The sequence below is a fragment of the Halosolutus gelatinilyticus genome (assembly GCF_023028105.1).
Taxonomy (GTDB): domain Archaea; phylum Halobacteriota; class Halobacteria; order Halobacteriales; family Natrialbaceae; genus Halosolutus; species Halosolutus gelatinilyticus.
Window position 1 is genome coordinate 2,482,568 of record NZ_CP095491.1, and the last position, 24,773, is coordinate 2,507,340.

The 24,773-nt window shown below is 68.4% G+C and carries 26 protein-coding genes; 11 read left to right on the forward strand and 15 right to left on the reverse strand.

The features are described from left to right. Positions 1 to 229 precede the first annotated feature (229 nt). From MUH00_RS12285 to MUH00_RS12305, 5 genes are all read left to right on the forward strand, one after another. Positions 230 to 1,030, forward strand: coding sequence for a shikimate dehydrogenase (locus MUH00_RS12285; RefSeq protein WP_247003956.1), 801 nt, complete (start codon positions 230 to 232; stop codon positions 1,028 to 1,030). A 79-nt stretch (positions 1,031 to 1,109) separates the two neighbouring features. After that, positions 1,110 to 1,799, forward strand: coding sequence for a helix-hairpin-helix domain-containing protein (locus tag MUH00_RS12290; RefSeq protein ID WP_246998926.1), 690 nt, complete (start codon positions 1,110 to 1,112; stop codon positions 1,797 to 1,799). A gap of 99 nt (positions 1,800 to 1,898) precedes the next feature. Then, positions 1,899 to 3,701 carry an anthranilate synthase component I family protein gene (locus MUH00_RS12295; protein WP_246998928.1) on the forward strand — a complete coding sequence of 601 codons (1,803 nt, stop codon included), beginning with the start codon at positions 1,899 to 1,901 and terminating at the stop codon, positions 3,699 to 3,701. Then, the gene (locus MUH00_RS12300) at positions 3,694 to 4,404 is read left to right on the forward strand and encodes an anthranilate synthase component II (protein WP_247003958.1); all 711 of its coding nucleotides are present in this window, start codon (positions 3,694 to 3,696) and stop codon (positions 4,402 to 4,404) included. The genes MUH00_RS12295 and MUH00_RS12300 overlap by 8 nt, the downstream gene beginning before the upstream one ends. Beyond that, on the forward strand, positions 4,401 to 5,282 hold the full coding sequence (locus MUH00_RS12305) for an aminotransferase class IV (protein ID WP_246998930.1): 882 nt from the start codon (positions 4,401 to 4,403) through the stop codon (positions 5,280 to 5,282). Before MUH00_RS12300 ends, MUH00_RS12305 begins: the two co-directional genes overlap by 4 nt. A gap of 134 nt (positions 5,283 to 5,416) precedes the next feature. Here the strand turns inward: MUH00_RS12305 and MUH00_RS12310 are convergent, their stop codons facing one another. After that, positions 5,417 to 6,529, reverse strand: coding sequence for a saccharopine dehydrogenase family protein (locus MUH00_RS12310; RefSeq protein WP_246998931.1), 1,113 nt, complete (start codon positions 6,527 to 6,529; stop codon positions 5,417 to 5,419). A gap of 167 nt (positions 6,530 to 6,696) precedes the next feature. On the opposite strand from MUH00_RS12310, the gene MUH00_RS12315 reads away from it, so the two are divergent. Beyond that, on the forward strand, positions 6,697 to 7,131 hold the full coding sequence (locus MUH00_RS12315) for a Rieske (2Fe-2S) protein (protein ID WP_246998932.1): 435 nt from the start codon (positions 6,697 to 6,699) through the stop codon (positions 7,129 to 7,131). Here MUH00_RS12315 and MUH00_RS12320 read toward each other — a convergent pair. Further along, positions 7,128 to 7,496: a DUF7344 domain-containing protein gene (locus MUH00_RS12320; protein WP_246998934.1), complete on the reverse strand. Its 369-nt coding sequence runs from the start codon at positions 7,494 to 7,496 to the stop codon at positions 7,128 to 7,130. The genes MUH00_RS12315 and MUH00_RS12320 overlap by 4 nt on opposite strands. Before the next feature lie 200 nt (positions 7,497 to 7,696). Further along, the gene (locus MUH00_RS12325; protein WP_246998936.1) at positions 7,697 to 7,987 is read right to left on the reverse strand and encodes a transcriptional regulator; all 291 of its coding nucleotides are present in this window, start codon (positions 7,985 to 7,987) and stop codon (positions 7,697 to 7,699) included. 109 nt (positions 7,988 to 8,096) lie between these two features. On the opposite strand from MUH00_RS12325, the gene MUH00_RS12330 reads away from it, so the two are divergent. After that, positions 8,097 to 9,068, forward strand: a complete 972-nt coding sequence (locus MUH00_RS12330; protein WP_247003960.1) for a nucleotidyltransferase family protein — start codon at positions 8,097 to 8,099, stop codon at positions 9,066 to 9,068. Positions 9,069 to 9,266: 198 nt separating this feature from the next. Further along, positions 9,267 to 9,992: a hypothetical protein gene (locus tag MUH00_RS12335; RefSeq protein WP_246998938.1), complete on the forward strand. Its 726-nt coding sequence runs from the start codon at positions 9,267 to 9,269 to the stop codon at positions 9,990 to 9,992. 13 nt (positions 9,993 to 10,005) lie between these two features. Here MUH00_RS12335 and MUH00_RS12340 read toward each other — a convergent pair whose 3' ends face one another. The 8 genes from MUH00_RS12340 to MUH00_RS12375 all read right to left on the reverse strand — a co-directional run bounded on the left by MUH00_RS12340 (position 10,006) and on the right by MUH00_RS12375 (position 19,919). After that, the gene (locus MUH00_RS12340) at positions 10,006 to 10,479 is read right to left on the reverse strand and encodes a DUF892 family protein (RefSeq protein ID WP_246998940.1); all 474 of its coding nucleotides are present in this window, start codon (positions 10,477 to 10,479) and stop codon (positions 10,006 to 10,008) included. A 95-nt stretch (positions 10,480 to 10,574) separates the two neighbouring features. Next, complete coding sequence (locus tag MUH00_RS12345; RefSeq protein ID WP_246998942.1) at positions 10,575 to 11,300, reverse strand: diphthine--ammonia ligase; 726 nt, start codon at positions 11,298 to 11,300, stop codon at positions 10,575 to 10,577. 53 nt (positions 11,301 to 11,353) lie between these two features. After that, positions 11,354 to 12,700 carry a DUF373 family protein gene (locus tag MUH00_RS12350; protein ID WP_246998944.1) on the reverse strand — a complete coding sequence of 449 codons (1,347 nt, stop codon included), beginning with the start codon at positions 12,698 to 12,700 and terminating at the stop codon, positions 11,354 to 11,356. Between the two features lie 65 nt (positions 12,701 to 12,765). Next, positions 12,766 to 13,773, reverse strand: coding sequence for a signal peptide peptidase SppA (gene sppA / locus MUH00_RS12355; protein WP_246998946.1), 1,008 nt, complete (start codon positions 13,771 to 13,773; stop codon positions 12,766 to 12,768). Positions 13,774 to 13,871: 98 nt separating this feature from the next. Beyond that, positions 13,872 to 15,197 (reverse strand): carboxylate--amine ligase, encoded by a 1,326-nt coding sequence (locus MUH00_RS12360; RefSeq protein WP_246998948.1) that lies wholly within the window; start codon positions 15,195 to 15,197, stop codon positions 13,872 to 13,874. A 427-nt stretch (positions 15,198 to 15,624) separates the two neighbouring features. Next, on the reverse strand, positions 15,625 to 16,506 hold the full coding sequence (locus MUH00_RS12365) for a coiled-coil protein (RefSeq protein ID WP_246998950.1): 882 nt from the start codon (positions 16,504 to 16,506) through the stop codon (positions 15,625 to 15,627). Between the two features lie 314 nt (positions 16,507 to 16,820). Then, positions 16,821 to 18,689: a glycoside hydrolase family 2 protein gene (locus tag MUH00_RS12370; protein WP_246998952.1), complete on the reverse strand. Its 1,869-nt coding sequence runs from the start codon at positions 18,687 to 18,689 to the stop codon at positions 16,821 to 16,823. Positions 18,690 to 18,830: 141 nt separating this feature from the next. After that, the gene (locus MUH00_RS12375; protein ID WP_246998954.1) at positions 18,831 to 19,919 is read right to left on the reverse strand and encodes a tubulin/FtsZ family protein; all 1,089 of its coding nucleotides are present in this window, start codon (positions 19,917 to 19,919) and stop codon (positions 18,831 to 18,833) included. Between the two features lie 137 nt (positions 19,920 to 20,056). Here MUH00_RS12375 and MUH00_RS12380 point away from each other — a divergent pair, with 137 nt between their 5' ends. Continuing rightward, the gene (locus MUH00_RS12380; protein WP_246998955.1) at positions 20,057 to 20,482 is read left to right on the forward strand and encodes a DUF5791 family protein; all 426 of its coding nucleotides are present in this window, start codon (positions 20,057 to 20,059) and stop codon (positions 20,480 to 20,482) included. A gap of 63 nt (positions 20,483 to 20,545) precedes the next feature. Here MUH00_RS12380 and MUH00_RS12385 read toward each other — a convergent pair whose 3' ends face one another. After that, positions 20,546 to 20,767: a hypothetical protein gene (locus tag MUH00_RS12385; protein ID WP_247003961.1), complete on the reverse strand. Its 222-nt coding sequence runs from the start codon at positions 20,765 to 20,767 to the stop codon at positions 20,546 to 20,548. 142 nt (positions 20,768 to 20,909) lie between these two features. On the opposite strand from MUH00_RS12385, the gene MUH00_RS12390 reads away from it, so the two are divergent. Continuing rightward, positions 20,910 to 21,800, forward strand: coding sequence for an SDR family oxidoreductase (locus MUH00_RS12390; RefSeq protein WP_246998957.1), 891 nt, complete (start codon positions 20,910 to 20,912; stop codon positions 21,798 to 21,800). A gap of 168 nt (positions 21,801 to 21,968) precedes the next feature. Further along, a complete protein-coding gene (locus MUH00_RS12395) occupies positions 21,969 to 23,156 on the forward strand; it encodes a DHH family phosphoesterase (protein ID WP_246998959.1) in 1,188 nt (395 codons plus the stop codon). A 46-nt stretch (positions 23,157 to 23,202) separates the two neighbouring features. On the opposite strand, the gene MUH00_RS12400 is transcribed toward MUH00_RS12395, so the two are convergent. From MUH00_RS12400 to MUH00_RS12410, 3 genes are all read right to left on the reverse strand, one after another. Further along, complete coding sequence (locus MUH00_RS12400; protein ID WP_246998961.1) at positions 23,203 to 24,222, reverse strand: carbohydrate kinase family protein; 1,020 nt, start codon at positions 24,220 to 24,222, stop codon at positions 23,203 to 23,205. A 228-nt stretch (positions 24,223 to 24,450) separates the two neighbouring features. Beyond that, the gene (locus MUH00_RS12405) at positions 24,451 to 24,597 is read right to left on the reverse strand and encodes a hypothetical protein (protein WP_246998963.1); all 147 of its coding nucleotides are present in this window, start codon (positions 24,595 to 24,597) and stop codon (positions 24,451 to 24,453) included. Continuing rightward, positions 24,594 to 24,764 (reverse strand): HVO_0758 family zinc finger protein, encoded by a 171-nt coding sequence (locus tag MUH00_RS12410; protein ID WP_246998964.1) that lies wholly within the window; start codon positions 24,762 to 24,764, stop codon positions 24,594 to 24,596. The genes MUH00_RS12405 and MUH00_RS12410 overlap by 4 nt, the downstream gene beginning before the upstream one ends. Between the last annotated feature and the right edge of the window lie 9 nt (positions 24,765 to 24,773).

Sequence of the window (24,773 nt, forward strand, 5' to 3'; positions counted from 1 at the left end):
CGGTGCTTGAGGTGTCGGGCTTCGCCGACCGGATCCGCCCCTTTCAGTCCCACCCGCGGTGGCTCGCCGACCAGCCGATACGGGTGGGGCTTTTGTGGTGTTGTCAGCGAGCCCGAATCACCCAGCGTAACTGCTGGACACGAGCGGGATTGGACCGAATCCAAAATTAGCAGCCTCGATCGAAAGCCACACCCGTTATGTTCCCGCCGCGGCGAGTGAGCGTATGGCGATGGACGTGTACGGGCTGCTCGGCAATCCGGTCGGCCACTCGTTGTCACCACCGATGCACGAGGCGGCGTACGACGAACTCGACATCGACGCGCGGTACGTCACCTTCGAACCCGATCGGGACGCGATCGAGGGCGCGATCGACGGCGCCAAAGCGCTCGGAATCGCGGGACTGAACGTGACGATCCCGTTCAAGCGGGACGTCCTCGACCTCGTCGAGGCCGACGAGCTGGCGAGCCGGATCGGCGCGGTCAACACGATCGACTTCTCCGGCGACGTCCCGACGGGCCACAACACGGACGCCGTCGGGGCCATGCGCGCGCTCCGGGATCACGACCTCGCGATCGACGGCGCGGACGCGGTCGTCGTCGGCGCCGGCGGGGCCGGGCGGGCGATCTCGTTCGGCCTCGCGGACGCGGGCGCGTCGGTCGCGATCGCGAACCGGACCGAGTCGACGGCCCGCGACCTCGCGGACGAGGTGCCGGGCGCGGCGGGTCACGGTCTCGACGCGCTCGCGGCCCTGCTCGACGAGGCCGACGTGCTGATCAACGCGACCAGCGTTGGAATGGAAGCGGACGCCACCCCGGTCCCGAAGGACGCGCTCCACGCGGATCTCGCCGTCATGGACGCCGTTTACCGGCCCCTCGAGACGCGACTACTGCGCGACGCGGCAGCTATCGGCGCGACGCCCGTCGACGGCGCGTGGATGCTGCTGTATCAGGGCGTCGAGGCGTTCGAACGCTGGACGGGTCGAACGGCGCCGATCGACGCGATGAACGACGCGCTCCGATCCCGGCTGTAACCGCCGGTCGGCTCGGCAGATCCGCGTCACGATCGGGTATCAGCCGAATTTAAGTGTCGTTGTCGACTATATCGACATAATGGCAATCCTCCAAAAGCTGAAGTCGCTGTTGGGGTTCGACGACTCGGGCTCGGAGCGGGGAGACACTCGTGACGTCGGCGTCACCGTCGAGCGGGAGCGGACGGGGCGAGACGAACCGAGCACCACCGAATCCGACGAGTCGGAATCCCCGGCAGCCGAGACGACGACCGCGGGATCGACCGAATCGATCGTCGACTCGGCCGACGCCGACGAGGCGGCGGAACCGGGCGAAGCGACCGGTCCGAGCGAGACGGACGCGGCTCCGACCGAAGAGAAAACGCCGGATGACGGCGATTCGACGCCGACGGGCGAGCAGCCCGCCGCCGAGTCCGAGGCGTCCGAATCGCCGGCGCCGAGCGCGCCGAAAGACGAAGCCGAACCGGCGGAAGACGAGGACGAAGCCCTCGTCGACGAAGCCGAAGCGGAAACGGATTCGAAAGCCGAAGCCGAGGTCGACGAAGCTGAGACCGACGAACCTGAAGCCGAGCCCGAACCCGAGACCGAGGACGCGAGCGAACCGGTCGACGTCATCAAGGGGATCGGCCCGGCCTACGCCGATCGACTGACCGACGCCGGCGTCGAGACCGTCGCGGACCTCGCGGCCGCCGACGCCGAGGAGCTCGAATCGCAGACCGACATCTCCGAGAAGCGCATCCAGGGCTGGATCGATCGGGCCGAAGTCAGGTAGCCCGGCCGCGAGAGAAACCCTCTTCGACTTCGCTCTAGAGTTTCGCTTCTCGTCTTCGGAATCGCAAGAGGATTAGGGATACGCTCCTTTTACGGGCACATGAGCGATCCGCGCGTCGTCACCACACTGGACGCCGTTCGGACCGTCGTTCGCGATCGCCTCGAACGCGCCGAAACGGACGAGTCGACGGCGCGCGGCGGCCGTCCGTTCAGGGTGCCGATCGAGGTCCGGGCCACGGTCTCCGATCCGTTTCTCGCCTACCGACGGGCGCGATCGGGCGACGACGGCGTCTTCCTGGAGACGACCGGCGGGCAGCCCGGGTGGGGCTACTTCGGGGTCGATCCGGTCGATCGGCTCACCGTCGGCCCCGACGCGGTACCTCGAACGGATGGTGACTCCCCGACGCTGTCGGCGCTGGAGGGACTGCTCGGTACCGATCGCCTCGCCCGCGGCGACTGTGACGTGCCGTACCCCTGCGGCGCGGTCGGCTGGCTCTCCTACGACGTCGCCCGCGAACTCGAGGCGCTTCCCGATTCGGCGGTCGACGATCGCGGGCTGCCGCGGCTCGAGGCGGCCGTCTTCGATCGGCTCGCGGCGTGGAAGGAACCGGCGGATGGCGAGGTCACGCTGCGGATCACCGCCTGTCCGCGGGTCGACGCGACCGAGGGCGACGGCGATGCGGCGGCCACTGTCGACCGGAACGCGATCACCGAGGACGCGATCGCCGTCGCCTACGAGCGGGGCTGCGACCGCGCGCTCGACCTCGCCCGGGCTGCGCTGGAGGGCGACCCGACCGTCGGCGATCCGTCCGTCTCGACGCCGGAAGCGACCTTCGAGAGCGACTGCGGGAGCGAGGCGTTCGCCGATCGGGTGCGGCGAGCGAAGTCGTACATCCGCGACGGCGACACCTTCCAGGCGAATATCTCACAGCGATTGACCGCACCCGCCGCGGTCCACCCGGCCGAGGCATACGACGCCCTTCGGCGGGTGAACCCGGCGCCGTACTCCTGCCTGATCGAGTTCCGATCGGCCGACCTGGTGAGCGCGAGTCCTGAACTCTTGCTGGAGTACGAGGAGCGTGGTTCCTCGAAGTCCTCGAGCGGTGCGGGGCGCTCACCTCGTTCGCGCCCCGAGGAAGCGAGCGGGGAGGAACGACCCGCGAGCGGACGGCGTCCGCGAGAGCGCGACGGCGACTTCGTCCGAACGGAACCGATCGCGGGGACTCGCCCACGCGGCGCGACGTCCGAGGAGGACGCGGCGCTGGAAGACGACCTCCGGACCGACGAGAAGGAGCGCGCCGAACACGCGATGCTGGTCGACCTCGAACGGAACGACCTCGGAAAGGTCTGCGAGTTCGGCTCCGTCGCGGTCGACGAGTACCGTCGGATCGATCGCTACTCCGAGGTCATGCACCTCGTCTCGAACGTCACCGGCCGACTTCGCCCGGACGAGACGCTCGCGGACGCGATCGCGGCCGTCTTCCCCGGCGGGACGATTACGGGGGCGCCGAAACCCAGAACCATGGAGATCATCGACGAACTCGAAGCGACCCGTCGCGGCCCCTACACGGGCGGCGTCGGCGTCTTCGGCTTCGACGGTCGAGCCACGCTGAACATCGTCATCCGCACGCTCGTCCGCCACGCGGACGAGTACCACCTGCGGGTCGGCGCCGGGATCGTCCACGACTCCGACCCCGATCGGGAGTACGACGAGACGCTGGCCAAAGCTCGCGCCCTGATCGCGGCGGTCGACGAGGCGCTGGGCGAGCGGGCCGGAATGGCGCTAGAAGCTGACGGCGACGAGACGGACGGCAATGTGACGGATAGCAACGAGACGAACGGCGGCGATGGAACGAACGAACCGACTCCCCTCGACGGACGCGGCGGTGATTCGGATGCGTGAGGTCGCGGCGGGATCCGAGACGGGTGGGAGCGTTGACGCCCGCATCCTGGTGATCGACAACTACGACTCGTTCGCGTACAACCTCGTCCAGTACGTCGGCGAGGTCGCCGACGAGGTGATCGTCCGTCGGAACGACGCGATCGATCTCGCCGGCGTCCGCGACCTCGATCCGACGGGGATCGTCGTCTCGCCCGGACCGGGAACGCCCGAGGAGGCGGGGATCTCGATCCCGCTGTTCGCCGAGACCGAGTACCCGATCCTGGGAGTCTGTCTGGGCCATCAGGCGCTGTGTGCGGCCAACGGCGCCCCGGTCGTCCATGCGCCCGAGGTCGTCCACGGAAAGCCGTCGGTCGTCAGTCACGACGGCGACGGGATCTTCGCGGGGCTCCCGGCGGATTTCCGGGTCGGCCGGTACCACTCGCTCGCGGTCGATCGGGACGACCTGCCGGCGTCGCTCGCGGAGACGGCGCGGACGACCGACGACCGCGGCGTCCTGATGGCGGTTCGCCACCGCGAGAACCCCCACGTCGGCGTGCAGTTCCACCCCGAGAGCATCCTCACGCGGGCCCGCGACGAGGCGGCCGGCGGGGACGGCATCTCGCTCGCGCTCGGCAAGCGGATGATCGCGAACTTCTGCCGCCTGGCCGCCGACGAACGATCGGGCGGGACCGGTGGAGCGCCCCCCTTTGACCGACAGCCATGACCGATACCCGCGACCTCCTGTACCACGTCGACGGCGATCTCGTTCCCGCGAGCGAGGCGACCGTTCGCGTCGACGATCGGGGCTTTCGCTACGGCGACGCAGCCTTCGAGACCTGCCGAGCCTACGGCGGGACGATCTTCGCGTGGGACGCCCACGTCGATCGCCTCGAAACCACCTGCGAGTTGCTCTCGATCGATCACGACCTCTCGGCCGCCGATCTTCGGCGGCGGATCGACGAGACGCTCGCGGCGAACGACCTGGCGGACGCGTACGTCCGCCTCTCGATCACGCGCGGCGTCCAGCCGGGAAAACTCACCCCGCGCTCCGCGGTCGATCCGACGGTCGTCGTCTCCGTCAAACCGCTCCCGCGCGGCGGCGTCGAGGGTGAGCGGGTCTGGGACGAGCCGGCGATCGTCCGAACCGTCGACACCCGCAGAATCCCCGACGAGGCGATCCCGGCCGCCGCCAAGACCCACAACTACCTGAATGGGATTCTCGCGCGGGCGGAACTCCGAGGCACCGACGCGGACGAGGCGCTCGTGTGCGATCTCGAGGGCAACGTGGCCGAGGGCGCCGCGAGCAACGTCTGGTTCGTCCGCGACGGCACGCTCTACACGCCGACGATCGAGGGGCCCGTCCTGCCCGGAATCACCCGCGGGATCGTCCGCGAACTCGCGAGCGGTGCGGACGTCCCGGTCTCCGAGGGAAGCTACGCGATCGAAGACGTACTCGCGGCCGACGAGGCGTTTCTTACGAACCGGACCTGGGAACTCCGCCCGATCGCGTCGATCGACGATATCGCGGTCGGCGGCGGCCCCGTCACCGGGCGGTTGTCGCGAGCGTACGACGAACGGGTCGAGGACTCCTGCTATCGGTAGGTCGGGTCGCGTCTCGTTCGCGTTCTCGAATGCGCCCCGTCACGATTCCCGGTCGTCGAACGAGACCCCCGTTTCGCGATCGCGAGCCCGATTCCGCCGCCGATCGCGATCGGGACGTCCGCCGTACGGTCGCTTCACTCGCCGCCCTCGGCGACCGATCGCTCCAGTTTCGTTCGATCCTCGTCCGAGGGAACCTCGACGAGTTCGCGACTCGTCCCGGCGAGATCCAGCACGAATTCGGAACCGAAGGCGTTCGCCGGGGTCTGGAACCCCGCCCGAATCCGCGCGTCACCCGCGAGAACGCGCTCGGCGGCGCTCACCGCGGATTCCGCGGTCAGCGAGTACGGGTTGGGCGTTCGGACTCGGCCGCGGGCCGTTCGACCGGTATCCGTTTCGCGCACCTCTCCCCAGACAGTGGCCGTACCGGTCGCCAGTTCCCGCCCGTCCGGTCCGTCGAAAGCGCGGTCGATCGCCCGCTTCACGAGGCGTTCGATCGGCCGGCGCTCGACCAGCCAGCCGAGGGCGTCGGCGATCGGCAGCACCGGCTTCGCGCGGCCGGGAACGGCGGCGTACACCTCGACGGTTTCGATGCCGGTCGTGTGCGCCGCCGTAACGACGTCCGGCCAGGGGACCGTGACGGCGGGTTTCGGACCCGAGCCGAAGTCGATCTCGCGCGATCGGTAGGCGACGGGGACCTCGACGAGGCGGCCGTTCTGGCGAACGATGCCGCGGCCGAACTGCTCGACGAGCGTTCGCGCCGTGCCGCGGGAGAACGAGAGCGCGCCGTCGACGCCCAACGCGAGTTCGTCCGCCGACGGCAGGTGCTCGTGGAGGAACGCGGCCAGACAGTCCGAGGGGACGACGTCGAAGCCGACGCCGGGCAGGAGCGTGACGCCCGCCGATCGGGCCGCCTCGTCGCGCCGGCGGAGCCGTTCGAAGACGGGAACCTCGCCGGTGATGTCGAGGTAGTCCGTTCCGGTTTCGAGGCAGGCGTCTACCAGCGGGACGGCGGTGTCCGCGAACGGGCCGGCGCAGTTCAGGACCGCGTCGAACTCGCCGATTCGGGCCGGGAGGTCGGCCGATCCGAGGTCGAACGACCGGCCCTCGACGCCGAGGTCGTCGGCCTGCCGGACCACCGCCTCGTCGTCGCGGCCCGCGATCGCCGGCGCCCCTCCCCGCGAGACGGCTTCGCGCGCGACCAGCCGGCCGGTGTAGCCGTACGAGCCGTAGATGAGGAGGGAGTCCATCGGCCGTTCTAGGACGGTCCCGGTCATAAAACGTGGTCAGACGATCGCAGGCGGTCACCGCGTCTCGACGCCGACGCGTTCGCGTTCGTTTCGGAACCGAGAGCACGTTTCGAAGCTGCGTACGCTGGATCGAAACGTTCACCACGGGGGATTCGAAATCCGGGGTAATGGCGACCGCAGAGCCGATCGCATCGCTGGCGGACGTTCCGGAGGAGTCGACGGTTTGCGTTCGCGTCGCGGACGAGACGGGCGACGAGCGGGAGGCGATCCTCGTCAGGACCCGCGGAGAAGACGACGGATCCGACGAGGTCGCCTGCTGGTTGAACTACTGTCGGCACCTCACTCACATCAAACTGGACAAGGGTTCGGGGGCGCCGATGCGAGACGGGGAACTCGTCTGTGCGAACCACGGCGCCTACTTCGACTGCGAGTCCGGCGAGTGTACCTTCGGGCCGTGCGAGGGCGCGTATCTGACGGCGGTCGAGATCACCGTCGACGACGGCGACGTGTACCTGACCGACGACGGCTACGAGTTCGTCGGCCCCGGTCCGATCGAGACGGACGAGATCGATCGGACGTCGACCTCGAACGTCGAATTCTAGAAGTCGCGAACGGCGGCGGGACGGACGAGGTCGCGCTCCTGGTCGTACGCGAGGAGCCCGGTGTCGACCAGCCTCGGGAGGTGGTCGTGGTACAGCGAGATGTAGACGTCGGCGACCTCTTCGGCGGAGAGGTCGGTCACGTTGCGCCCGGTTTCTCGAACGGCGACCTCTTCGGCGACGTCGGGGAGCGTCAGCTCCTCGCCGTAGGTCGCCATCACATCGAGCAACAGCCGGCGGCGCTGCTCGCCGAGGAGTGAGAACGCCTCGTCGACCGTGCCGGTCGAGACCTCGCGGCCGTCGAGCCAATCGAGGACCGCCAACACGAAATCGACACAGTCGGACTCGGGATGGGACGTGGCAGTCATTCGTATCCTCTGTGGACTCCCCGTGGACGAAGACGGCCGGATGCTGGAGACGAGACCGACACGACCGCCGATGGGACCGAGTCGCGGACGTCCGTCCGCTGGGGCTTCGTACCGAGTTCTCGCCTCGACGCTAAATATTAGTGTCGAATCCCGCTCAGACGGCCCCGCAGACCGCGGCGGATGGCCGTCGAGACCGACGGTCACTCGATCGTGAACGTCGGTTCGGTCACGGCCTCGCTTTTGCAGCCGGGACACCGGGAGGGCAGGTTCAGCAGGTCGTCGAAGTCGTCGAAGCCACAGTCCCGGCAGGTCGGCGGCGCCACGAGAAACCGTTCGTCCGATCGATCGAGCGAGCGCGAGATGTGCTCGACGTGGCCGAGTACCGCGTTCGGCGTCAGATCGAACTGCGCGGCCAGTTCGCTCGGCGTTGCCGGTTCGGCGCGGAGAGCGTCGGCGAGTCGCTGCCGGGTCGTTCGGTCGGCCTCTCGCATACGGAGCCGTTCCTCGCTGATGCGGTTAGCTCTTCGGCCTCTGCCCCGTCGGCGACGCGAAATTGAAAGAAGGGTAAGTGACTTACACCCCGCTGATGAATCGATGAGCATGAAGGCCGTGGTCCTTGCCGGCGGATACGCGACGCGGATGTGGCCGATCACGAAACACCGACCCAAGATGTTCCTCCCGATCGGCGACTCGACCGTCGTCGATCGTATCTTCGCCGAGCTCGAAGCCGACGAGCGGATCGACGACGTGTACGTGAGCACGAACGAACGGTTCGCGAGCGACTTCGAGGCTCACCTCGCCGACAGCGAGTTCGAAAAGCCGAAACTGTCCGTCGAGGACACGAGCGAAGAGAACGAGAAGTTCGGCGTCGTCGGCGCGCTCGCCCAATTGATCGATCGAGAGAACGTCGACGACGAGCTGCTGGTGATCGCCGGCGACAACCTGATCAGCTTCGCCATCTCCGACTTCCTCGACTACTTCGAGGCGACGGAGGCGCCGACGCTCGCCGCCTACGACGTCGGCTCCCGGGAGAAGGCGAGATCGTACGGCCTCGTCGATCTCGAGGGCGATCGGGTCGTCGACTTCCAGGAAAAGCCCGAGAACCCAAAGAGCACGCTGGTCTCGATCGCCTGTTATGCCTTTCCACGGGAATCGCTCTCCCTGCTGCCGACCTACCTCGAGGAGGGCAACAATCCCGACGAACCCGGCTGGTTCGTCCAGTGGCTCCAGAACCGGGAGGCGACCTACGCCTACACGTTCGAGGGCGCCTGGTTCGACATCGGCACCCCCGAGAGCTACCTCGACGCCGTCGCGTGGCACCTGGACGGCGACTCGCTGATCGCCGAATCCGCGAGCCTCGAGGACGCGACGGTCGGCGACAACGTCCACGTGATGGCGGACGTCACCCTGGAGAACACGAACCTCGACCGCGCGGTGATCTTCCCCGAGGCGACGGTCCGAAACGCCGACATTCGCCGTTCGATCATCGACGAGGGGACCTACCTGGAGGATCTGGACCTCGCGAGCGCACTCATCGGCGCACACACGACGATCACGAACGGCTCGCCCTGAATTCGAACGGCTCGCTCTGAACCGGAAACGGCCTCGCCTCGGCGGACGGCCCGGTCGAGACGCCGATAGCTCGCCTCGAGACGCCGACGGCAATCGGCGGCCGCGCTCCGATCGATCCGGGCCGCGATCGGTCCCGACGCGGAACCGGTCAATACAGTTTTTAGTCTCCCGTGAGATGTGCCGACGAGTACCAACGACATGACCACCGTTCAGGCGGTCCTCGACGAGTACGGGGACGGGACGCCGGTCCGATCGCTGGCCGCCGCGTATCGATCGTTCGAGCGCTGGACGGGCGACGAGCCGGTGTTGCTGGTCGCGGAGGCCGCCGCGTCGACGACCGGTCAGCGATTCGTCGGCGGCGTCAAGCCGGCCGTCGAGCGCTTCCGGGAGGCGTTCGTCGCCGCGGACCGCGCGCCGTCGTTCGCCGATCTCGCCGCGCTCGATGTCGACGACGACGCGCTCGTCGCCGCGCTCGGCGCCCAGCGAAAGCGGGGCGTCCTGCTGGAGATCGCCGCCGTCCTCGCCGACCGGCCCGAGTCCGACGACCTCGACGCGCTGCGAGCCTGGGCGGCCGAGGCCGATCAGTACCGCTACGAGGCGGATCCGATCGGCTCGATCTCCGGCGTCGGGCCCGCGAGCTTCCAGTACCTCAGACAGCTGGCCGGCGTCGAGGCCGTCTGCCCGTCACCGGCCGTGCGAGCCTTTCTCGACCTCCTCGCGGCGGACCTCGAATCCGCGCCGCGTCCCGCGACGGCGCTCGACGCGGCGGTGCTTGACGCGACGCCGCTGCGAACGATCGCCGCCTGCGAGTGGCTCTCCCTCCGGACGACGTACACCCCGCTGGAGGTCGATCGGCTCGCTTGGTGGACGTGCACCGACCCGGACGACCGCGAGGCGGTACTCGCGGCCAGCGGGCTCGCCTGAGCCGGCGTCGCCGCTAGATCACCGTCAGTTCCGTCGCCCGTTCGAGCCCGGTCTCCATCTCCGTCTTCGTCGTCTCCAGTTGCTCGATCACCTCGTTCGGGAGCTCCATCCGATCGGCGAGTTCGAGCAGCGTCTCGACTTTCGTGATCTCGAGGCGTTCGATCGCCCGCCCGAGTTCCGTCTCCACGAGGTCGCCGAGCACCGGATCGTCGATGTCGGCGACGAGCGCGTCGCGTTCCGTCCGAAGGCCGTCGAGCGCCGCATTCTCGATCGTCCCGGGTTCGATCTCGGCCTCGATCGCGTCGAACAGCGTCTCGAGGCGTCCGATCTGATCAGTCGTGGTCTCGCCGTGTCCGAGGTAGAACTCCTCGACTTCTTCGCCGGTCGCGGACTCGGCCAACTCGGCCTGCAACTCCTCGAGTTCGCGTTCGATGTGGTAGAGGTCCCGAAGCTCCCGGATGAACAGGTCGCGATCGTGGTCGATCATCCCGTCGGTGGTGTCACCGACGATCCGCAAAGAGGTTCACCCGTCGTGTGAAACCCGTCGGGGTCGATCAAGCGACGGACTCGACCGCGATCCGGCTACGCCAACTGCGCGTCCGTAATGCGGATCGTCCCGCGGGTCCCCTCCCATCCGGGTTCGTACTCCAATTCGATCGCCCGGTCCATGTGCGGTCCGTCCACCACCAGGGTTTCGAACTCCCCGCCCTCCCCGAGGATGTGGACCCCGTACTCCTCGTTGAGCCGCTCGAGGTCGGCGATCGCCTCGCGATCGAGCGATCGACCGAGCCAGGACTCGTCGAGGCCGCGGGCCGCGACCCTGATGATTTGTATCTCGAAGCCCGCGTCGAGCATGGCGTCGGCGAGGGTCCGAGGATCTTCCCGCCACAGCGGCGCGAACAGGTCGCAGCCGAGCCGATCGCACATGCCTTCGATCCGGCTCGTCTGGTACTTGCTCTCGATGGCACCAGCGGTGACGCCGGCGATGCCACCCTCAAGGTCGTCGTCCAACTTCCGGAGCGCGGCTTCGAGCGGTTCGAGTTCGACGTCGCCCTGCGCGCCGGCGTCGACCGCGGACTCGGCGTCGAAATCGTCCGGTTCGACGTCGACCAGCGGAATGCCGACGCTCTCGGCCGCCAGCGACGCCAGTTCCGTCGCCGGGACGTGGTACATGTACGAGTCGCCGGTCGGGTGGACCGTGACCAGTCGTCGCACGTCTAGTCCGCGCTCGAGCGCCCGATAGAGCGCCCACGAGGAGTCCTTGCCGCCGGAGAAGAGGCTGATCCACGCGCCGTCCGTCTCGCTCATGCTAGGGGCTTGGCGTACGCCCCTAAAGGGCTGCCGAGTCGTCGACGAACCGGTTATTCGGATCGATAGACGTCGGTTTCTCCGTCGGGTTTCGACTCGGAGCGATCGTCGTCCGGCCGATCGTCCGCCTGCGATCGATCGGCCTCGTACTCCGCTTCGGAGTCGGGATATGATGCGGGTGAGACGTCTCCGGGAGCGGCCGCGTCGTCGGTCTGCGGCCCGCCGTCGGTGAGTTCGGATTCGGCGGCTCCACCGTCGACGCGCTCACCGCGGTCGCCGCGCTCGACGGTTCGGCTGAAGTGCGAGGCGACGAGCGTGCCGACGAGGCTCACGACGATCGCGGTGACGACGTACAGCGCCAGCCGCTCGCCGGCCGCCATGGCGAACCTGTCGACGGTGAGTCGCCCGAATTCGACGTGCGGGACGACGATCGGACCAATCACGTCCTGCTGTTCGAGGAAGTACGCGGAAAAGCCCCGGATCACCAGTCCGACGGCGACGACGATGAACGGCAGATTGAGGTACGATCGCCTGACCGGCTCCTCGTCGATGAGTTCGTCGAGGAGCCGGCCGGCGCTGGCGGTGAGGGCGGCCATCGCGAGCCACGGCACGCTGTCGAAGGCGAACCACATCGCGGGGATCAGGACGCCTTGCGGGTCGTCGAGCCCCGACGCGCCGAGGGCGCCGGCGAACACCCCGACCAGCGTCAGGCCGGCGGCGACGACGTAGGTGACCACCGAGACCTGCCCGGAGTACAGCGACTCGCGCACCTGGTGGGCGACGCCGGTCATGATCTCGTCGACGCTGAAGCCCTTGTAGAGCAGGAAGAGCCCGATGACGGTGGTGATTGCGGCCGCCCCTTCCGCGGCGCTGAACCGCATCGCAAGGAGCGGAAACACGAGCAGCGTCAGCCCCAGGGGAACGAGCACCGTCTGGCGAAGCTCCTCGTCGGCGAGGAACTGCTTGAGCAGATAGTAGGTCGACTCGATGTCGCGGGCTTGCCGGACGACCACCCGATCGACCGAGTCCACCTGCACGCGGCTCTCGACGATCGGCACGAGTCGCTCGTCCTCCGCGCTGTCGATCACGACGACCGCGGAGCCGGGGTCGTGCTCCACCATGAGATCGTCGAGCTGGCGCGCGACTGCCCGATCGGCGGAGACCATCGACTCTCGGTCCCCCGAGACGACGGCGACGACGACGTCCTCGTTTTCGTCGCGAAGGTCCTGGGCAACGCGCAGCGTCTCCAGTAAGGCGTTGACGCCCGAATCTTCGGGATCCGCGAGGCCGACGTCGGTCACGAGCGCGCGAACTGCCTCCCAGCCGACGACGGGCGATCGGAGGCCGGTCTTTCGCCCCACGTCGTCGGTCCGATCGAGACAGACGACCAGCGTTGTCACGATAGCCGTTGCATTCCGGGCGACGATAAAACCACTTACTCGTTCACGGCGGCTCGAGCGCCAGTTCAGCTCCGCAGCCGAAATCCGGAATCGCGCCCCTCGCCGAACCAGACGCCGGCGATTCCTGCGCCGAAGGCGTAGGCGATCGATCGAGCCCCCGCGCCGACGCGAGCCATCAGCGGCCGTTCGGGCTCGAACTCCTCGACGGTGACCTCGTCGGTGTCCAGCCGATCGGCGAGTTTGGTCTCGATCTCGCGGCGGGTACCGAGGTGATCGACGAGGCCGAGTTCGTACGCGTCGTCGCCGAGGTAGATCCGGGCCTCGGTATCGCGGACGAATTCCGGGTCGAGGTCGCGTCCGTCGCTGACCCGCTCGACGAACGTCTCGTAGTAGTCGTCGATTAGCCCCTGGAGGTACGCGCGCTCGTCCTCTTCGAGTTCCTTCAGCGGGGTGCCGGCGTCCTTGTACTCGCCCGCGGCGAACCGCTCATAGGAGAGTCCCACCTTGTCGGCGAAATCGCTCGCGTTCACCCGCGAGCCGATGACGCCGATCGAGCCGACGATGCTTCCGTCGCGGGCCCAGAGCTCGTCGCAGCCGCTGGCGATCCAGTACCCGCCGCTGGCGCAGACGTCGTTCGTGTACGCGATCGTCGGCCCGTCGAAGCGTTCGGCGGCGAGGCGGATGTCGTCGCTGGGGACGACCTCGCCGCCCGGCGTGTTGAGCTTCAGCAACAGCGCCCGCGCGTTGCCGTCCTCGTTCGCCCGGTCGATCTGTTCGACGACGTCGTCGGCCGGCGTCGCCCGCGGGCTCGACGGCAGCGGCCCGCCGCCGCCGTCGCGCGTGATCGGCCCCTCGACGGCCACTTCAGCGACGTCGTACCCCGGAAACACCGAGTCGGCGATCGAACTCGAAAACCGGAGCCCGACTGCGACGACGGCGAGCGCGGCGAGGACGCCGAGCAGATCCGCCAGCGTCTCCGGGAAGAGGACGAACAGGCCGACACCGATGGCGGCGAACGCTGCGGCGCCGACGAGCACGATCGCCAGCCGGCCGATTCCTTCGCTACTGACCACGGGAGACACCTCGAGTCATACCCGTGGCTGGGGGTGCGTTCCTCCTAAGTGTTGACGGTCCGAGAGCCGGGCGGCGATCGACGCGGCCGGTCGATCGGCTACTGTGACGCGTCGACATCGATATCGGCGGGATCTCGCCCGCCGTCGATCGAGTCTGTTTCGGCCCCCGTCCCCGCTTCCGGCCCTGTCGCGCCCTCCGTTCGGGCGCCGGCCAGCCGAGGGCGGACGTACTTCGTCCACCATTCGCCGGCGACGTTCGCGCCGTCCCGGACGAACGGGAGCGGATCGTCGGCGACGGCGTAGTCGAACCGCGGTTCGCGAACGAGCGACCCGAGAACGTCCCGGAGCGCGCCCGCGAGCGGCGGCCGCTCGACGAGGGGGTAGTCGTCGGTGACGACGCTCGCGAGGTAGCTCACCTCGCCGCGGAGCAGGTGACCGCCGACGCCGACATCGTAGGTCGGGCCGGGCTCGATCGGGTCGCCGCTCGCCATCCGCCAGTAGTAGTACGGGAAGTCGGCGCCGACGCGGACGGAAAACGGGAGCGACGACCAGAACCGGGGGTTGATCTCCATCAGTTTGAACACGCCGCTGTCGGGATCGCGCAGGAACTCCACCATCGCGAGGCCGTGCCAGTCGAGTTCGTCGAGCAGCGATCGGCCGGCGTCCTCCAGGTCCTGATCGTAGACGGACTCCCGGTACGCGCTCGGCCCGCCGGCGTACGTCCAGCCGCGGCGCTGGCAGTGCTGGAACGTGGCGACTGGCTCGCCCTCGTCGTAGAGCGCGAAGAACCCGTACTCCCGCGAGTCCGGTACCCGTTCCTGTACGAGCGGCACGTGGCCGTACCGATTGATCCAGTCCGCGACGTCGGGTTCGACGCCGGGCGTCCGATACGTCGTCGATCCGATATCGCCCCCGTCGACCTCCGGCCCGAGGTACGCCGGCGCGGCGACGGTGTACCGCGGTTTGACGATCGTCTCGCGGTCCCAGTCGTCCCACGCGTCCATCGGCGCGGTCTCGGGAATCGCGACGCCGGCCGTCTCGGCCGCGTCGAAGAGTTCGACCCGATCCTGGACCCGGCGAAGGCGATCGAACGTCGGCCACGGCGTCGCGACCGAGTCGGCGAAGGCCTCCCTGTTCGCCGACAGAACGTAGACGTCCTCCTCTCGAACGGGAACGATCGTCCGGACGTCGGCCCGCTCGGCGATCGAGAGCAGCGCCTCGCCGTACGCGGTCAACCCGGTTCGAGGATCCGGAACCCGGACGAACTCGTCGCAGTATCTGGAGGCGGCCGACGGGGTCGTCGGCCGCTCGGAGCCGACGATCGTCCGGACGCCGCGCGGACGCAGCGAGCGCAGACAGGCCGCGGTGCTCGGGGCGTCGATCCCGGGCACGAACACGCCCGCGTCGTCCTGCTGTCGGTGCATGGTCCACCCAAGCGGGGCCGCGGTAATTATTATGGCCGGGATACTGCCCGCTCGCCGATCGAAGGACGCTCGCGATCCCGCGAGGGCGGCGTAAGCGGGGCCTACTCGCCGCGGAGGGGGACGGATTCGGTATCGAGTCGAGACCTCGCCTGTCGATCGCTCACCGTCGCCTCGGCCCGGAACTCCGGTCGGCGCTCGCGGCTTCCCGCCTACACCGCCGTAGGCAGCCGCTACGATCGCGACTCGCCGGCGCCGACCCGCGAGATGCTCCTGCCGGTAGACGGATCGTCGCCGCGCGGTGACGGCCGCAGCTACCAGTCTCGAATCGAAAGCGGAACCGAGCTGCGGACGGCTGGGGAATCGAGTGCGGACCGCCGTCGCTCACGACGGTCGAGAAAACCGCAAAGACACAGGTGGACGAATCGACCTAGAGCAGTCCCGTCTTCTGGAGTTTCATCAGGTCCTCGGTGTCGAGGGTTTCGCCTTCCTTGAACTTCTGATAGATCTCCTCGGCCTCCTCTTTGGCCGCTTCTTTCTTCTTGTCGCGTGCGGACTTGCGCTGTTCCTCTTCTTTCTTGTCCAGTTCGCGCAGGCGCTTCTGGACGCGCACGAAGTCCTCGTGGTGCTGGTCGGCGGCCTCCTGGGCCTCGACGAAGTTCTCGTGCATGTCGTCGGCCTCGTCGCGGATGTCGTCGGCCTCGCGGTAGGCCTCGATCATCTTGTTGTGGTGCTCCTGGGCCTGGTCCGCGAGCTCCGTCACCTTCTGGTGGTGTTTGGAGGCTTCCGATCGGACTTCCTCGGCTTCTTCGACGAGCGCCTCTAAGTCCTCATTCTGGTCGAGTTTCTGCTTGCGCTCCTCGTACTCCTCGCGCTTGGACTCGATCTTCTCGATGAGCTCCTTTTCCTCCTCGCTGGAGAGGACTTCGGTCTGCTGTTTGAACTCGAGCTGTTCGATCTCCTCCTCGAGTTCTTCGAGGTCCTTGCCCTCGTCGAGCTCCATGTCCGACTTGAGCTTCTCGACCTTGTCGAACAGCTCGTTGGCCTCGGCGTTGAGCTCGTTGCGCTGTTCCTTGTGTTCTTGGACCTGCTCGTTGAGCTCGTCGCGCTTCTCGCGGTGCTCTTGGGCCTCGTCGACCTTCTCGCGGGTCTTCGCGTTCAACTCGTCGCGTTTGGAAGCCCGCTCGGAAGCCATCTGGTTCAGCTCGTTTCGCCGGTCTCGCAGCTGACCGGCCATCTTGATGAGCTGTCCTTTCGATTTGTTCTCGAGGTCGTCCTCTGTCAGTTCGATGTTTTTCGATTCGTCTACCATGTGTTAGTCAAACCTCTGTGCCATACCCGCACCGGGAGGCGTCGAGCGGACGATAGCGTGGACGGTCGCCCACTAATCGGGCGATCGTCCGACGCGGTCCGGCTCGCCGTCGACAGCGATCGCTCACGACCTGCGAAACCTCGGTGAATAAGATTTCCTGTCATCGATCGTCGAGCGATACGCGCCCCGGTGGCGTTCTGGTACTGCCACCTACTGTCGCCTGTAATTTAAATGTACCGGTCCCGAAACCCGTGAAAACCGTTAGCAGGGCCGTCGTCTCCCCCGTGCCGGGGTGTACCAAGGGATTCGTATCCTTATAAGGAGTACCGGTTGTGGACCGTCCGATCGGCCAGCGATACTGCGAGATCGATTCGACCGGCGTCGATCGGAATCTGCGCCGTGCCGGCCGGCGCCGTCCCGAGCGGATCGACGGTGACCGTCGTCTCGCCGTCCCTGTCGCCGGCGCGCCAGCCGACCGTGGCCTCCTGTGCGTCGACGGTGTCGTTACAGAGGGTGATGCCGACGACGCCGCGCGTCGGCGGCGCGTCGAGGACGGCCTGAATCGGCTCGAACGACCGTTTGATCGCGTCGTAGGCGGACTTCGGATCGCCGTCGGCCGTCAGCACGCCCGGGCCGCCCCCGGAGCCCGGATCGCGGAGGGTCGCCGCGGCGAGGACCCCGCAGCCGCGACGGCGGAGCGCCTCGGCGACGGTTTTCAGCGTTCGTTCCTGGTAGTCGCGCGACTCAGCGGCGGTCGCGGCCCGCCGATCGAGCGCGGCCGGATCGAGGCCGGGAACCGCCGCCCGATCGACGTCGTCGTCGGTCAGGGACCCGGCGCCGAAACCGCCGACGATCGCGCCGAGCGCGGGGTACGTATCGAGGAGCCAGTCGACGTCCGCGGCCGCGAGGTACTGCCAGCCGGGAGCGAGGTGCGCGGCGTCGGCGCCGGTCCCCGGCGCGCCGGTCACGGCCACGACGGGGCGATCGTCCGGGAACGACGTGGCGACCTCCCTCGCGGCGCCGTCGTCGACGGCCGTTCGCCACGCGCGGTACCGCAGCGCGAGTTTCGACAGCAGTCCCTCGCCGAGCGGATCGGAGAACGGATCGACCGGCTGGTCCTGGGCGCCGTACATCGCGAGGCTCGGGTGGTGGCCGTACGCGTTCGCGATCGCCGTCGTAAGCGCCGTGGCGCGCTCGGCGTCGATATCGCTCCCGGTCGCGGGGAGGTCCTGCCAGACGAGCACGCCGGCCTCGTCGCAGGCCGCGTAAAAGCCGGGTGACGGCACGTGTGCGCGGGCGCGAACGATTGTCGCATTCGCGTCGACGGCTCGCTCGACGTCAGCCGTCGGATCGCCGCCGGGGAGTCGCGTGAATCCGCGCGCCAGGACGCGCTCGCCGTTGACCAGCAGTCCGTCCGCGTCGCGCTCGACGCGACAGAATCCCACGGTCTCCTCGCGGGTATCGTCGCCGAGTTTGGCGCGAACGGTGTAGCGGGGCTGGGGGCCGTAGCCGCGGGGCCACCACAGCGCCGGTTCGGGAACGTCGATCGACGTCGAGACCGCGACCCGCGCTCCCGCGTCGGCTCGGACGGGAACGCGCTCCATCGAGGCGCCGCCGCGGAACCCCTCGGGCCGCAGCGAGAGCGTGACCGCGTCGTCGATCGTCGCGCCGGCGTCGACCTCGACGGTGACGTCGATAGCGGCGGTCCCGTCGGTCAACCGCGGCGTCGCGTCGACGCGCCGAAGGAAGGTTCGGGGGCGGGATTCGACGTTGACCCCCCACCAGATGCCGGGCGTCGCCGTCTCGATCGGCACCTCGTCGGTTCCGTAGATGCCGGCAAGCGACGACGGCGGTTCGCAGACGACGACCAGCTCGTTCTCGGGTTCCGGATCGAATTCGAACCGCGCGGGGACGAAGTAGGGCTCGTGCTCGCCCAGCTCGGTCCCGTTAACCCACACTCGCGTTCGATCGTACGCCCCGCGGAGTTCGAGTAGCGCCCGCTCGGCGTCGCGTTCGCGCGGGTCCGGAACCGTCGTCCGGTAGGCGATCGACCGGTCGCCGTCGAACTCGTCGCCGAACGCGGCGGGCCGCCCGGGAACGGCGACCGGGCGCCACTCGTCGACCGCGGGCGGCCCGTCCGCGGCACCCGTCTCGACGATCCCACCAGTCCACCTGTGAGTCATTATCGCGGTACAGTGAACCCAGGGCAAAAAGCTGTTCCGACGGTTCGGGCCCGTAAACGGTCCGACGGTCCGCACGGTGACGGCGACGGGATCCACGACGACCCGACGGCGGCCGCGAGAACGGCTGGCGGACGGCCGGAGCTAGAACAGATCCTCGAGTCGATCGTCGACGAGTTTCGCCGCCGGGTCGGACCCCGCCTCGTCTCGCCCCCGGTTTCGGTTCGCCTCCCGCGCTCGCTCCATGAACCGCTCGATCCGATCGGATCGCTCGGCCCCGCCCAGGAGGACGAGCGCGGCGAGCCGATCGCTCTCGAGCGGGAAGTCGCCACCCCGGACCTGCATGCTCTCGGTCTCGTCTTCGAGCCAGCGGCGCGCGCGTTCGACGCCCTTGCGGGGGGTTCGCTCGGGTTCGCCGGCGACGACGAGCAGCGCCGAGTCGGCCGCCGTCGCGTCGGGCAGGCTGGTTCCCGTCAGGAGCGCCTGACGGGCGACCGTCATCACCGTATTGATGTTCTCGGCGCTCTCCTCCGCGGCGACCGCGCTGGCGTAGCCGAGCGCTGCGACACCACCCGATCGGAGCGTGTTGATGACTTCGCTCGAATCGACCACGCTTTCTCCCACTCCCTCGACGGCCTCGCCCGAGGCGAACAGCAGCCCCACTCGCTGGGCGATCTTGCCGTTGATAGTCTCGAACGCGCCCTCGACGCTTTCACCCTGTTCGTGCCAGGCGTCGTTGTCGATCAGGAGCGTCGCGTCGGCCTCCCGGAAGAGCGTTTTGAGTGAGCGACCGGCGTTGGCCTGGTAGAGGGCGCCCTCGTTGCGCCCCGGCAGCACGCCGAGGGCGTAGACGGGGACGTCGTAGACCCGCTGGAGGTGGTGGACGAGCGCGGGCGCGCCGCCGCTGCCGGTGCCGCCGCCGAGCCCGGCGACCACGAAGATGGCCTCGGCCGCGGAGGTGACGCGCCCGTCGAGCGCGTCCATGACCTGCTGGACGTCCGACTGCATGATCTCGGCGCCGAGTTCGTTGTCGCCGCCGACGCCGTGGCCGTTGACGCGATCGGCGCCGATCAGGAGCGTCTCGGCGAACTCGACCGACTGGAGGTCCTGTTCGGCCGAGTTGATCGCGAGCGCCCCCTGAACGGCGTCGAATCCCATCTCCGCGTCGAAGCGCGCGAGTCGTTCGGTGATCTTCCCACCGGCCTGTCCTACACCAATCAGAGCGACTTTCATGGCAGCCAATACGTCGGCGTCGTGTTGAACGTTTGGGATTTCCGGATCGCGGCGCGGTCCCGGTCGAACCCGCCGGATCGATCGGCGGCGAGTCGACGATGACAATTCACTTGACGGTGCCCGCTCTCAGTGCTCGTATGTTCTACGACCAACGGACGACCGTCCCGGACTCGCCCGCGGACCTCCGGGCGGAGTACGACGACGACCTCCGATCGATCGTCGACGAGCGCGGGATCGACCCCGTCGCCGACGAGACGGGCGTCGATCGAGACCGGCTCGAGTCGCTGACCGACGGCGCGTCGCCCGCCCTCACGATCGAAGAGGCCGCCGAGATCCAGGCGCTCGGGGAGGACGAACCCGATCCCGACGCGATCGTGACCATGGCCTGCGAGCACCTCCTGTTGGGAATGTCGACCGCGGTACTCGACGTCGACACGCTCGAGAGCCGGGTCGACCTCGACGCGGAGGCAAAGGAGATCCAACAGAAGATCGAGCGGCGGGCGCCGATGACCTTCGACGAGTTCGTCCACATTCAGTACGTCATCGCGGACGGCGCGCCGTAGACGGAGCGCCGGTCGGACCGATCGGTTCGCAGCCCGACGCGTCGGGCGTCGAGTTCCCGTACGCTACCGGTACACGTTCTCCTGGCGATCGCGATACTCCCTGAGCGCGATCCGCGCGCGGCGTCTCGAAATGAAGCCGAAGCCGACGGCCGGACACGTCTCGTCCGGACACTCCCACCGGAACGTCTCCGTCGACGGATCTCGCCGGATCCTCGTCTTCCGATCGCACCGTGGACAGTACCACCCCCATCGCACGTCGCTCGCATCGCGGTTCGATCGCGACATCGTTTCTGTCACGGGATTCGACCCTGCGGTTGAGTACCTTCTGATCGACGGCGGCGACCCCGCACGGGGGGCGGACGGAAGATCCGTCCGACGGCGGTTCCGGGAGCAGTGCGACTATGGCGCTCCGTCACCGAACGCCGGTATGAACGTTGCAATTCTCGGCTGCGGCTACGTCGGGCTCGAACTCGGCCGCCAACTGGCCGATCGCGGCCACGAGGCGATCGGTGTCCGCCGATCGGCCGAGGGGCTCGACGCGATCGAGGCGGCGGGGTTCGAGGGGATTCGGGCCGACGTCACCGATCCCGACGACCTCGCGGCGGTTCCGGCCGTCGACGCGATCGTCTTCGCCGCCAGCAGCGGGGGCCGCGGCGCCGACGCCGCTCGCGAGGTGTACGTCGACGGACTGCGGACGGCGATCGAGACCTTCGGGAAGCGCGACGAGCCGCCGGAGCGACTGATCTACGCCTCCTCGACGGGCGTCCACGGCGACCACGGCGGCGCCCGGGTCGACGAGGGGACGCCGATCGATCCCACCACCGACAAGACCGCGGTGCTCGCCCAGGCCGAACGGATCGCCCTCGATCTCCCGCGGGAGTACGGGTTCGACGGCACCGTCGCCCGGTACGCGGGCCTCTACGGCCCCGATCGGTACCGCCTCGAGCGGTACCTGGAGGGGCCGGTCACGGAGGGGTATCTCAACATGGTCCATCGGGACGACGCCGCGGGCGCGGTCCGGTACCTGCTCGAACGGAACCTCGCCCGCGGGGAGGTCGTTCAGGTCGTCGACGACGAACCGGTTTCGAAGTGGTCGTTCGCGGACTGGTTAGCCGACGAGTGTGAGCTGGAACAGCCGCCGAAACGGACCAAGGCGGAGCGACTCGAGGACGACGGCCTCTCGGAAGCCGCCCGCCGGCGGATCCTGACGAGCAAGCGCTGCTCCAACGAGAAGCTTCGGGATCTGGGCTACGAGTTTGCCCACCCGACCTTCCGCGAGGGGTACCGCGCTGCGATCGCGGCCTACGGGGACGCGTGACGGTCGACCGGGAAGCGGACTCGACAGCCGACTGATCCGACCGCCGCCCGTCGCCGATCGGACCGTTTCCTGACGTTCGATCGGACCGTCATCTGCCGATCACAATCAGTTCGACCTGAACGTAACCGCATGGGGAAATTTCTTAGGGGTTCACTTTGATTGTCCGGTATGGTTTCCCGGAGCGTCTCGTCAACTGCCGCCTCCGGGGCGGACGTACTGGCGATTGGACCCGCAATCGAGGCGGTGGAATCGCTGGAGCCGCTGGTTCTTTCGTTGCTGGTCCTCGTCGTCGTCGGCCTCGGCGTCGGCGGCTGGTGGGTCGTCCGGTGGTTTCGACGGCCGCCCGGTGTTCGGCTCCAGCGCGTCCTCGGGACCCACGACGACGTGGCGGTGTTGATGCACCCCAATCCCGACCCGGACGCCATGTCGTGTGCGATGGGCGTCGCCGCGATCGCCGACACGGTCGGGACCGAGACGACGCTGCAGTTTCCCGGCGAGATCCGCCACCAGGAGAACCGCGCGTTTCGGACCGTTCTCAATCTCGACACGGAACGCGTCGAATCGAGTTCGGACCTGGCGGCGGACGCGGTCGTGCTGGTGGATCACAACACGGCGCGAGGGTTTACGGGCGCCCAGACGATCGAACCGATCGCGGTGATCGACCACCACCCGGGTAACGGCGCCGGCACGGCGTTCACCGACGTCCGCACCGACTACGGCGCGGCGTCGTCGATCATCGCCGAGTATCTGGACGAGATCGGGGCGACGATGGCCGCCGAGGACGAGAGCGAGCCGACGATCCCGCCGGAACTCGCGACCGGCCTGCTGTACGGCATCCAGTCGGACACGAACCACCTGACGAACGGCTGCTCACGCGCCGAGTTCGACGCCTGCGCGTTCCTCTACCCGGGGATCGACGAGGACCTACTCGATCGGATCGCCAACCCGAAGGTCAGCGACGACGTGTTGCGGATCAAGGCGAGGGCGATCACCGAGAAGCGCATCGAGGGGCCGTTCGCCATCTGCGACGTCGGCGAGATCGGCAACGTCGACGCGATCCCGCAGGCCGCGGACGAACTCGTCCAACTGGAGGGCGTCACGGCGGTCGTCGTCTACGGCGAGAACGACGGCACGCTCCACCTCTCGGGTCGATCGCGGGACGATCGGGTCCACATGGGCGAGACGCTTCGCCACGCCGTCAAGGACATCCCGATGGCCAACGCGGGGGGCCACGCTCGCATGGGCGGCGGCCAGATCTCGGTCGATCACATGAAGGGGATCGGCCCGTCCGACGGGATCAGCAAGCCGGAGTTCGAGGATCGACTCTTCTCGGCGCTCGCGGGCGAACGATCCTGACGTCGTCCGAAGCGAACCGTCCCGCCGAAGTCGACGTCGGTGGACGCTACCCGGCACCCGCGAGTCGCGACTCCAGTGCGTCGAGAGCCGCCGTCTCGCCGGTCGCGACGAACGACGCGGCGCAGGCGTTCCCGAGCGCGAGCGCGTGCTCCCGCGGCCAGTCGCGAGCCAGCGCGCACGCGAGCGCGCCAGAGAACCGGTCCCCCGCTCCCATCGTAAACATCGGATCGTCGATCTCGAGCATCTCGACCGCCGCCGTCCCCTCGCAGGTTGCCGCGATCGCCTCGTCGGCGCCGTGGGAGACGATCCCTGCGATCTCCAGTTCCGATCGCAGCGCGGCGGCGCGGCGTTCGGTGGGCATCTCAGAGGCGTCGACGACGTTCGCGACCCTCCCGTACTCGTTCGGGTCTACGCTCAGGTAGACGTCCGCGGCGGCGTCCGCGCGGGTCAGCGCGCCGAGCAGCGTTTCGAGTTCGGCGTCCCCGACGAGTTCGATCGCGCCCGGATCGACGACGACCGGGAGATCGTCGGGACGGCGCTCCGCGAGCCGATCGAACACCCCCACGAGACCGCGATAGGACGCCCAGTTCGCACAGCAGAGCGCGTCCGCGTCGACGAGGCGATCCCACTCGACGGCGTCCCGCAGGTCGTCGACATCCCAGTCGGGCGCCTGCGTCGATCGGTCTGGAAAGAGCCGTTCCTCGCCGTCGAAGACGAACGCGTGAATTTCCGTGGGCGAGCCCATCGAGCGCGTCTCGAACGGGAGCGTCGCGAAGACGGGGTGATCGAGGTGACCGACGAGGGCGGCGTCGTCGCCGAGCGCGTGGACTTGGCTCGCCGCGTTGACCGCCTGTCCGCCGGGTCGGACGTCGATCGGCTCGATCGGAACGGTGTCGCCGTCGCCCGACCGGAGGTACCGTGCCAGCGCCTCGGGGGTCTCGAATCGATCGCCGCCGGGTCCCGAGACCCGGTAGCAGCGATCGACGCTCCCGTCCGGGAGCGCGGCGACGCGCTTCGGCTCGTTGCGAAATGCCGTCAGTCGATCGCGGAGGGCCGCGTAGCTCACGACGAGTACCTGCCACGCTGACCGCCAAAAGCGGTGGGGCCTCGTGTTCCTTGCGGACCCGGCGCGCACGGCGATCCGGGACTACCGCGACGCGTCCGAGGGCTTGTTCAGCGGGCACCTTCCGCGAGTCCGGCGGCGCGACGGACGAGCGACGTCGATTGCGGCGCCGTGCTGATCGCGACAAGGATTCCCGAAGAAGCCGCACGGCGGTCCCGACGGGGAGCCCGTTCAGCGTCCGATCGCCGTCGTCCGATCGTCGCCGGGCGGAACGAGCCGCCCCGCCCACGTCGAGGCGGCCCTCGCGGCCGGACGAGCCGACGCGGCCGACGCGAAGGCGGTCGCGACACCGATCGACTGACGTCCCGCTTCGCTCACCGGATCTCCTTCCACCGCGCGTCGCAGTCCGGACAGATTCGGAGCGTCTTGATCTCGTCCGGGTTGTTTTCGGTCTTCAGAGGCTTCTCGCACTCGCTACAGACGAGTCGATCGTACGTGTCCTTCTCGAGTTCGCCTTCGCGGAGCGCCTTCCGGACAGATTTCATGTTGCCGTC

Bases quoted from the DNA above. Each gene is read 5' to 3' on its own strand.
- MUH00_RS12375 (WP_246998954.1), bottom strand. From the start codon at position 19,919: ATGAAAGTCGCTCTGATTGGTGTAGGACAGGCCGGTGGGAAGATCACC.
- MUH00_RS12315 (WP_246998932.1), top strand. From the start codon at position 6,697: ATGGCGACCGCAGAGCCGATCGCATCGCTGGCGGACGTTCCGGAGGAG.
- MUH00_RS12310 (WP_246998931.1), bottom strand. From the start codon at position 6,529: ATGGACTCCCTCCTCATCTACGGCTCGTACGGCTACACCGGCCGGCTG.
- MUH00_RS12305 (WP_246998930.1), top strand. From the start codon at position 4,401: ATGACCGATACCCGCGACCTCCTGTACCACGTCGACGGCGATCTCGTT.
- MUH00_RS12370 (WP_246998952.1), bottom strand. From the start codon at position 18,689: ATGACTCACAGGTGGACTGGTGGGATCGTCGAGACGGGTGCCGCGGAC.
- MUH00_RS12390 (WP_246998957.1), top strand. From the start codon at position 20,910: ATGAACGTTGCAATTCTCGGCTGCGGCTACGTCGGGCTCGAACTCGGC.
- MUH00_RS12340 (WP_246998940.1), bottom strand. From the start codon at position 10,479: ATGATCGACCACGATCGCGACCTGTTCATCCGGGAGCTTCGGGACCTC.
- MUH00_RS12395 (WP_246998959.1), top strand. From the start codon at position 21,969: ATGGTTTCCCGGAGCGTCTCGTCAACTGCCGCCTCCGGGGCGGACGTA.
- MUH00_RS12320 (WP_246998934.1), bottom strand. From the start codon at position 7,496: ATGACTGCCACGTCCCATCCCGAGTCCGACTGTGTCGATTTCGTGTTG.
- MUH00_RS12345 (WP_246998942.1), bottom strand. From the start codon at position 11,300: ATGAGCGAGACGGACGGCGCGTGGATCAGCCTCTTCTCCGGCGGCAAG.
- MUH00_RS12380 (WP_246998955.1), top strand. From the start codon at position 20,057: ATGTTCTACGACCAACGGACGACCGTCCCGGACTCGCCCGCGGACCTC.
- MUH00_RS12285 (WP_247003956.1), top strand. From the start codon at position 230: ATGGACGTGTACGGGCTGCTCGGCAATCCGGTCGGCCACTCGTTGTCA.
- MUH00_RS12325 (WP_246998936.1), bottom strand. From the start codon at position 7,987: ATGCGAGAGGCCGACCGAACGACCCGGCAGCGACTCGCCGACGCTCTC.
- MUH00_RS12410 (WP_246998964.1), bottom strand. From the start codon at position 24,764: ATGAAATCTGTCCGGAAGGCGCTCCGCGAAGGCGAACTCGAGAAGGAC.
- MUH00_RS12300 (WP_247003958.1), top strand. From the start codon at position 3,694: ATGCGTGAGGTCGCGGCGGGATCCGAGACGGGTGGGAGCGTTGACGCC.
- MUH00_RS12330 (WP_247003960.1), top strand. From the start codon at position 8,097: ATGAAGGCCGTGGTCCTTGCCGGCGGATACGCGACGCGGATGTGGCCG.
- MUH00_RS12365 (WP_246998950.1), bottom strand. From the start codon at position 16,506: ATGGTAGACGAATCGAAAAACATCGAACTGACAGAGGACGACCTCGAG.
- MUH00_RS12290 (WP_246998926.1), top strand. From the start codon at position 1,110: ATGGCAATCCTCCAAAAGCTGAAGTCGCTGTTGGGGTTCGACGACTCG.
- MUH00_RS12360 (WP_246998948.1), bottom strand. From the start codon at position 15,197: ATGCACCGACAGCAGGACGACGCGGGCGTGTTCGTGCCCGGGATCGAC.
- MUH00_RS12295 (WP_246998928.1), top strand. From the start codon at position 1,899: ATGAGCGATCCGCGCGTCGTCACCACACTGGACGCCGTTCGGACCGTC.
- MUH00_RS12385 (WP_247003961.1), bottom strand. From the start codon at position 20,767: ATGTCGCGATCGAACCGCGATGCGAGCGACGTGCGATGGGGGTGGTAC.
- MUH00_RS12335 (WP_246998938.1), top strand. From the start codon at position 9,267: ATGACCACCGTTCAGGCGGTCCTCGACGAGTACGGGGACGGGACGCCG.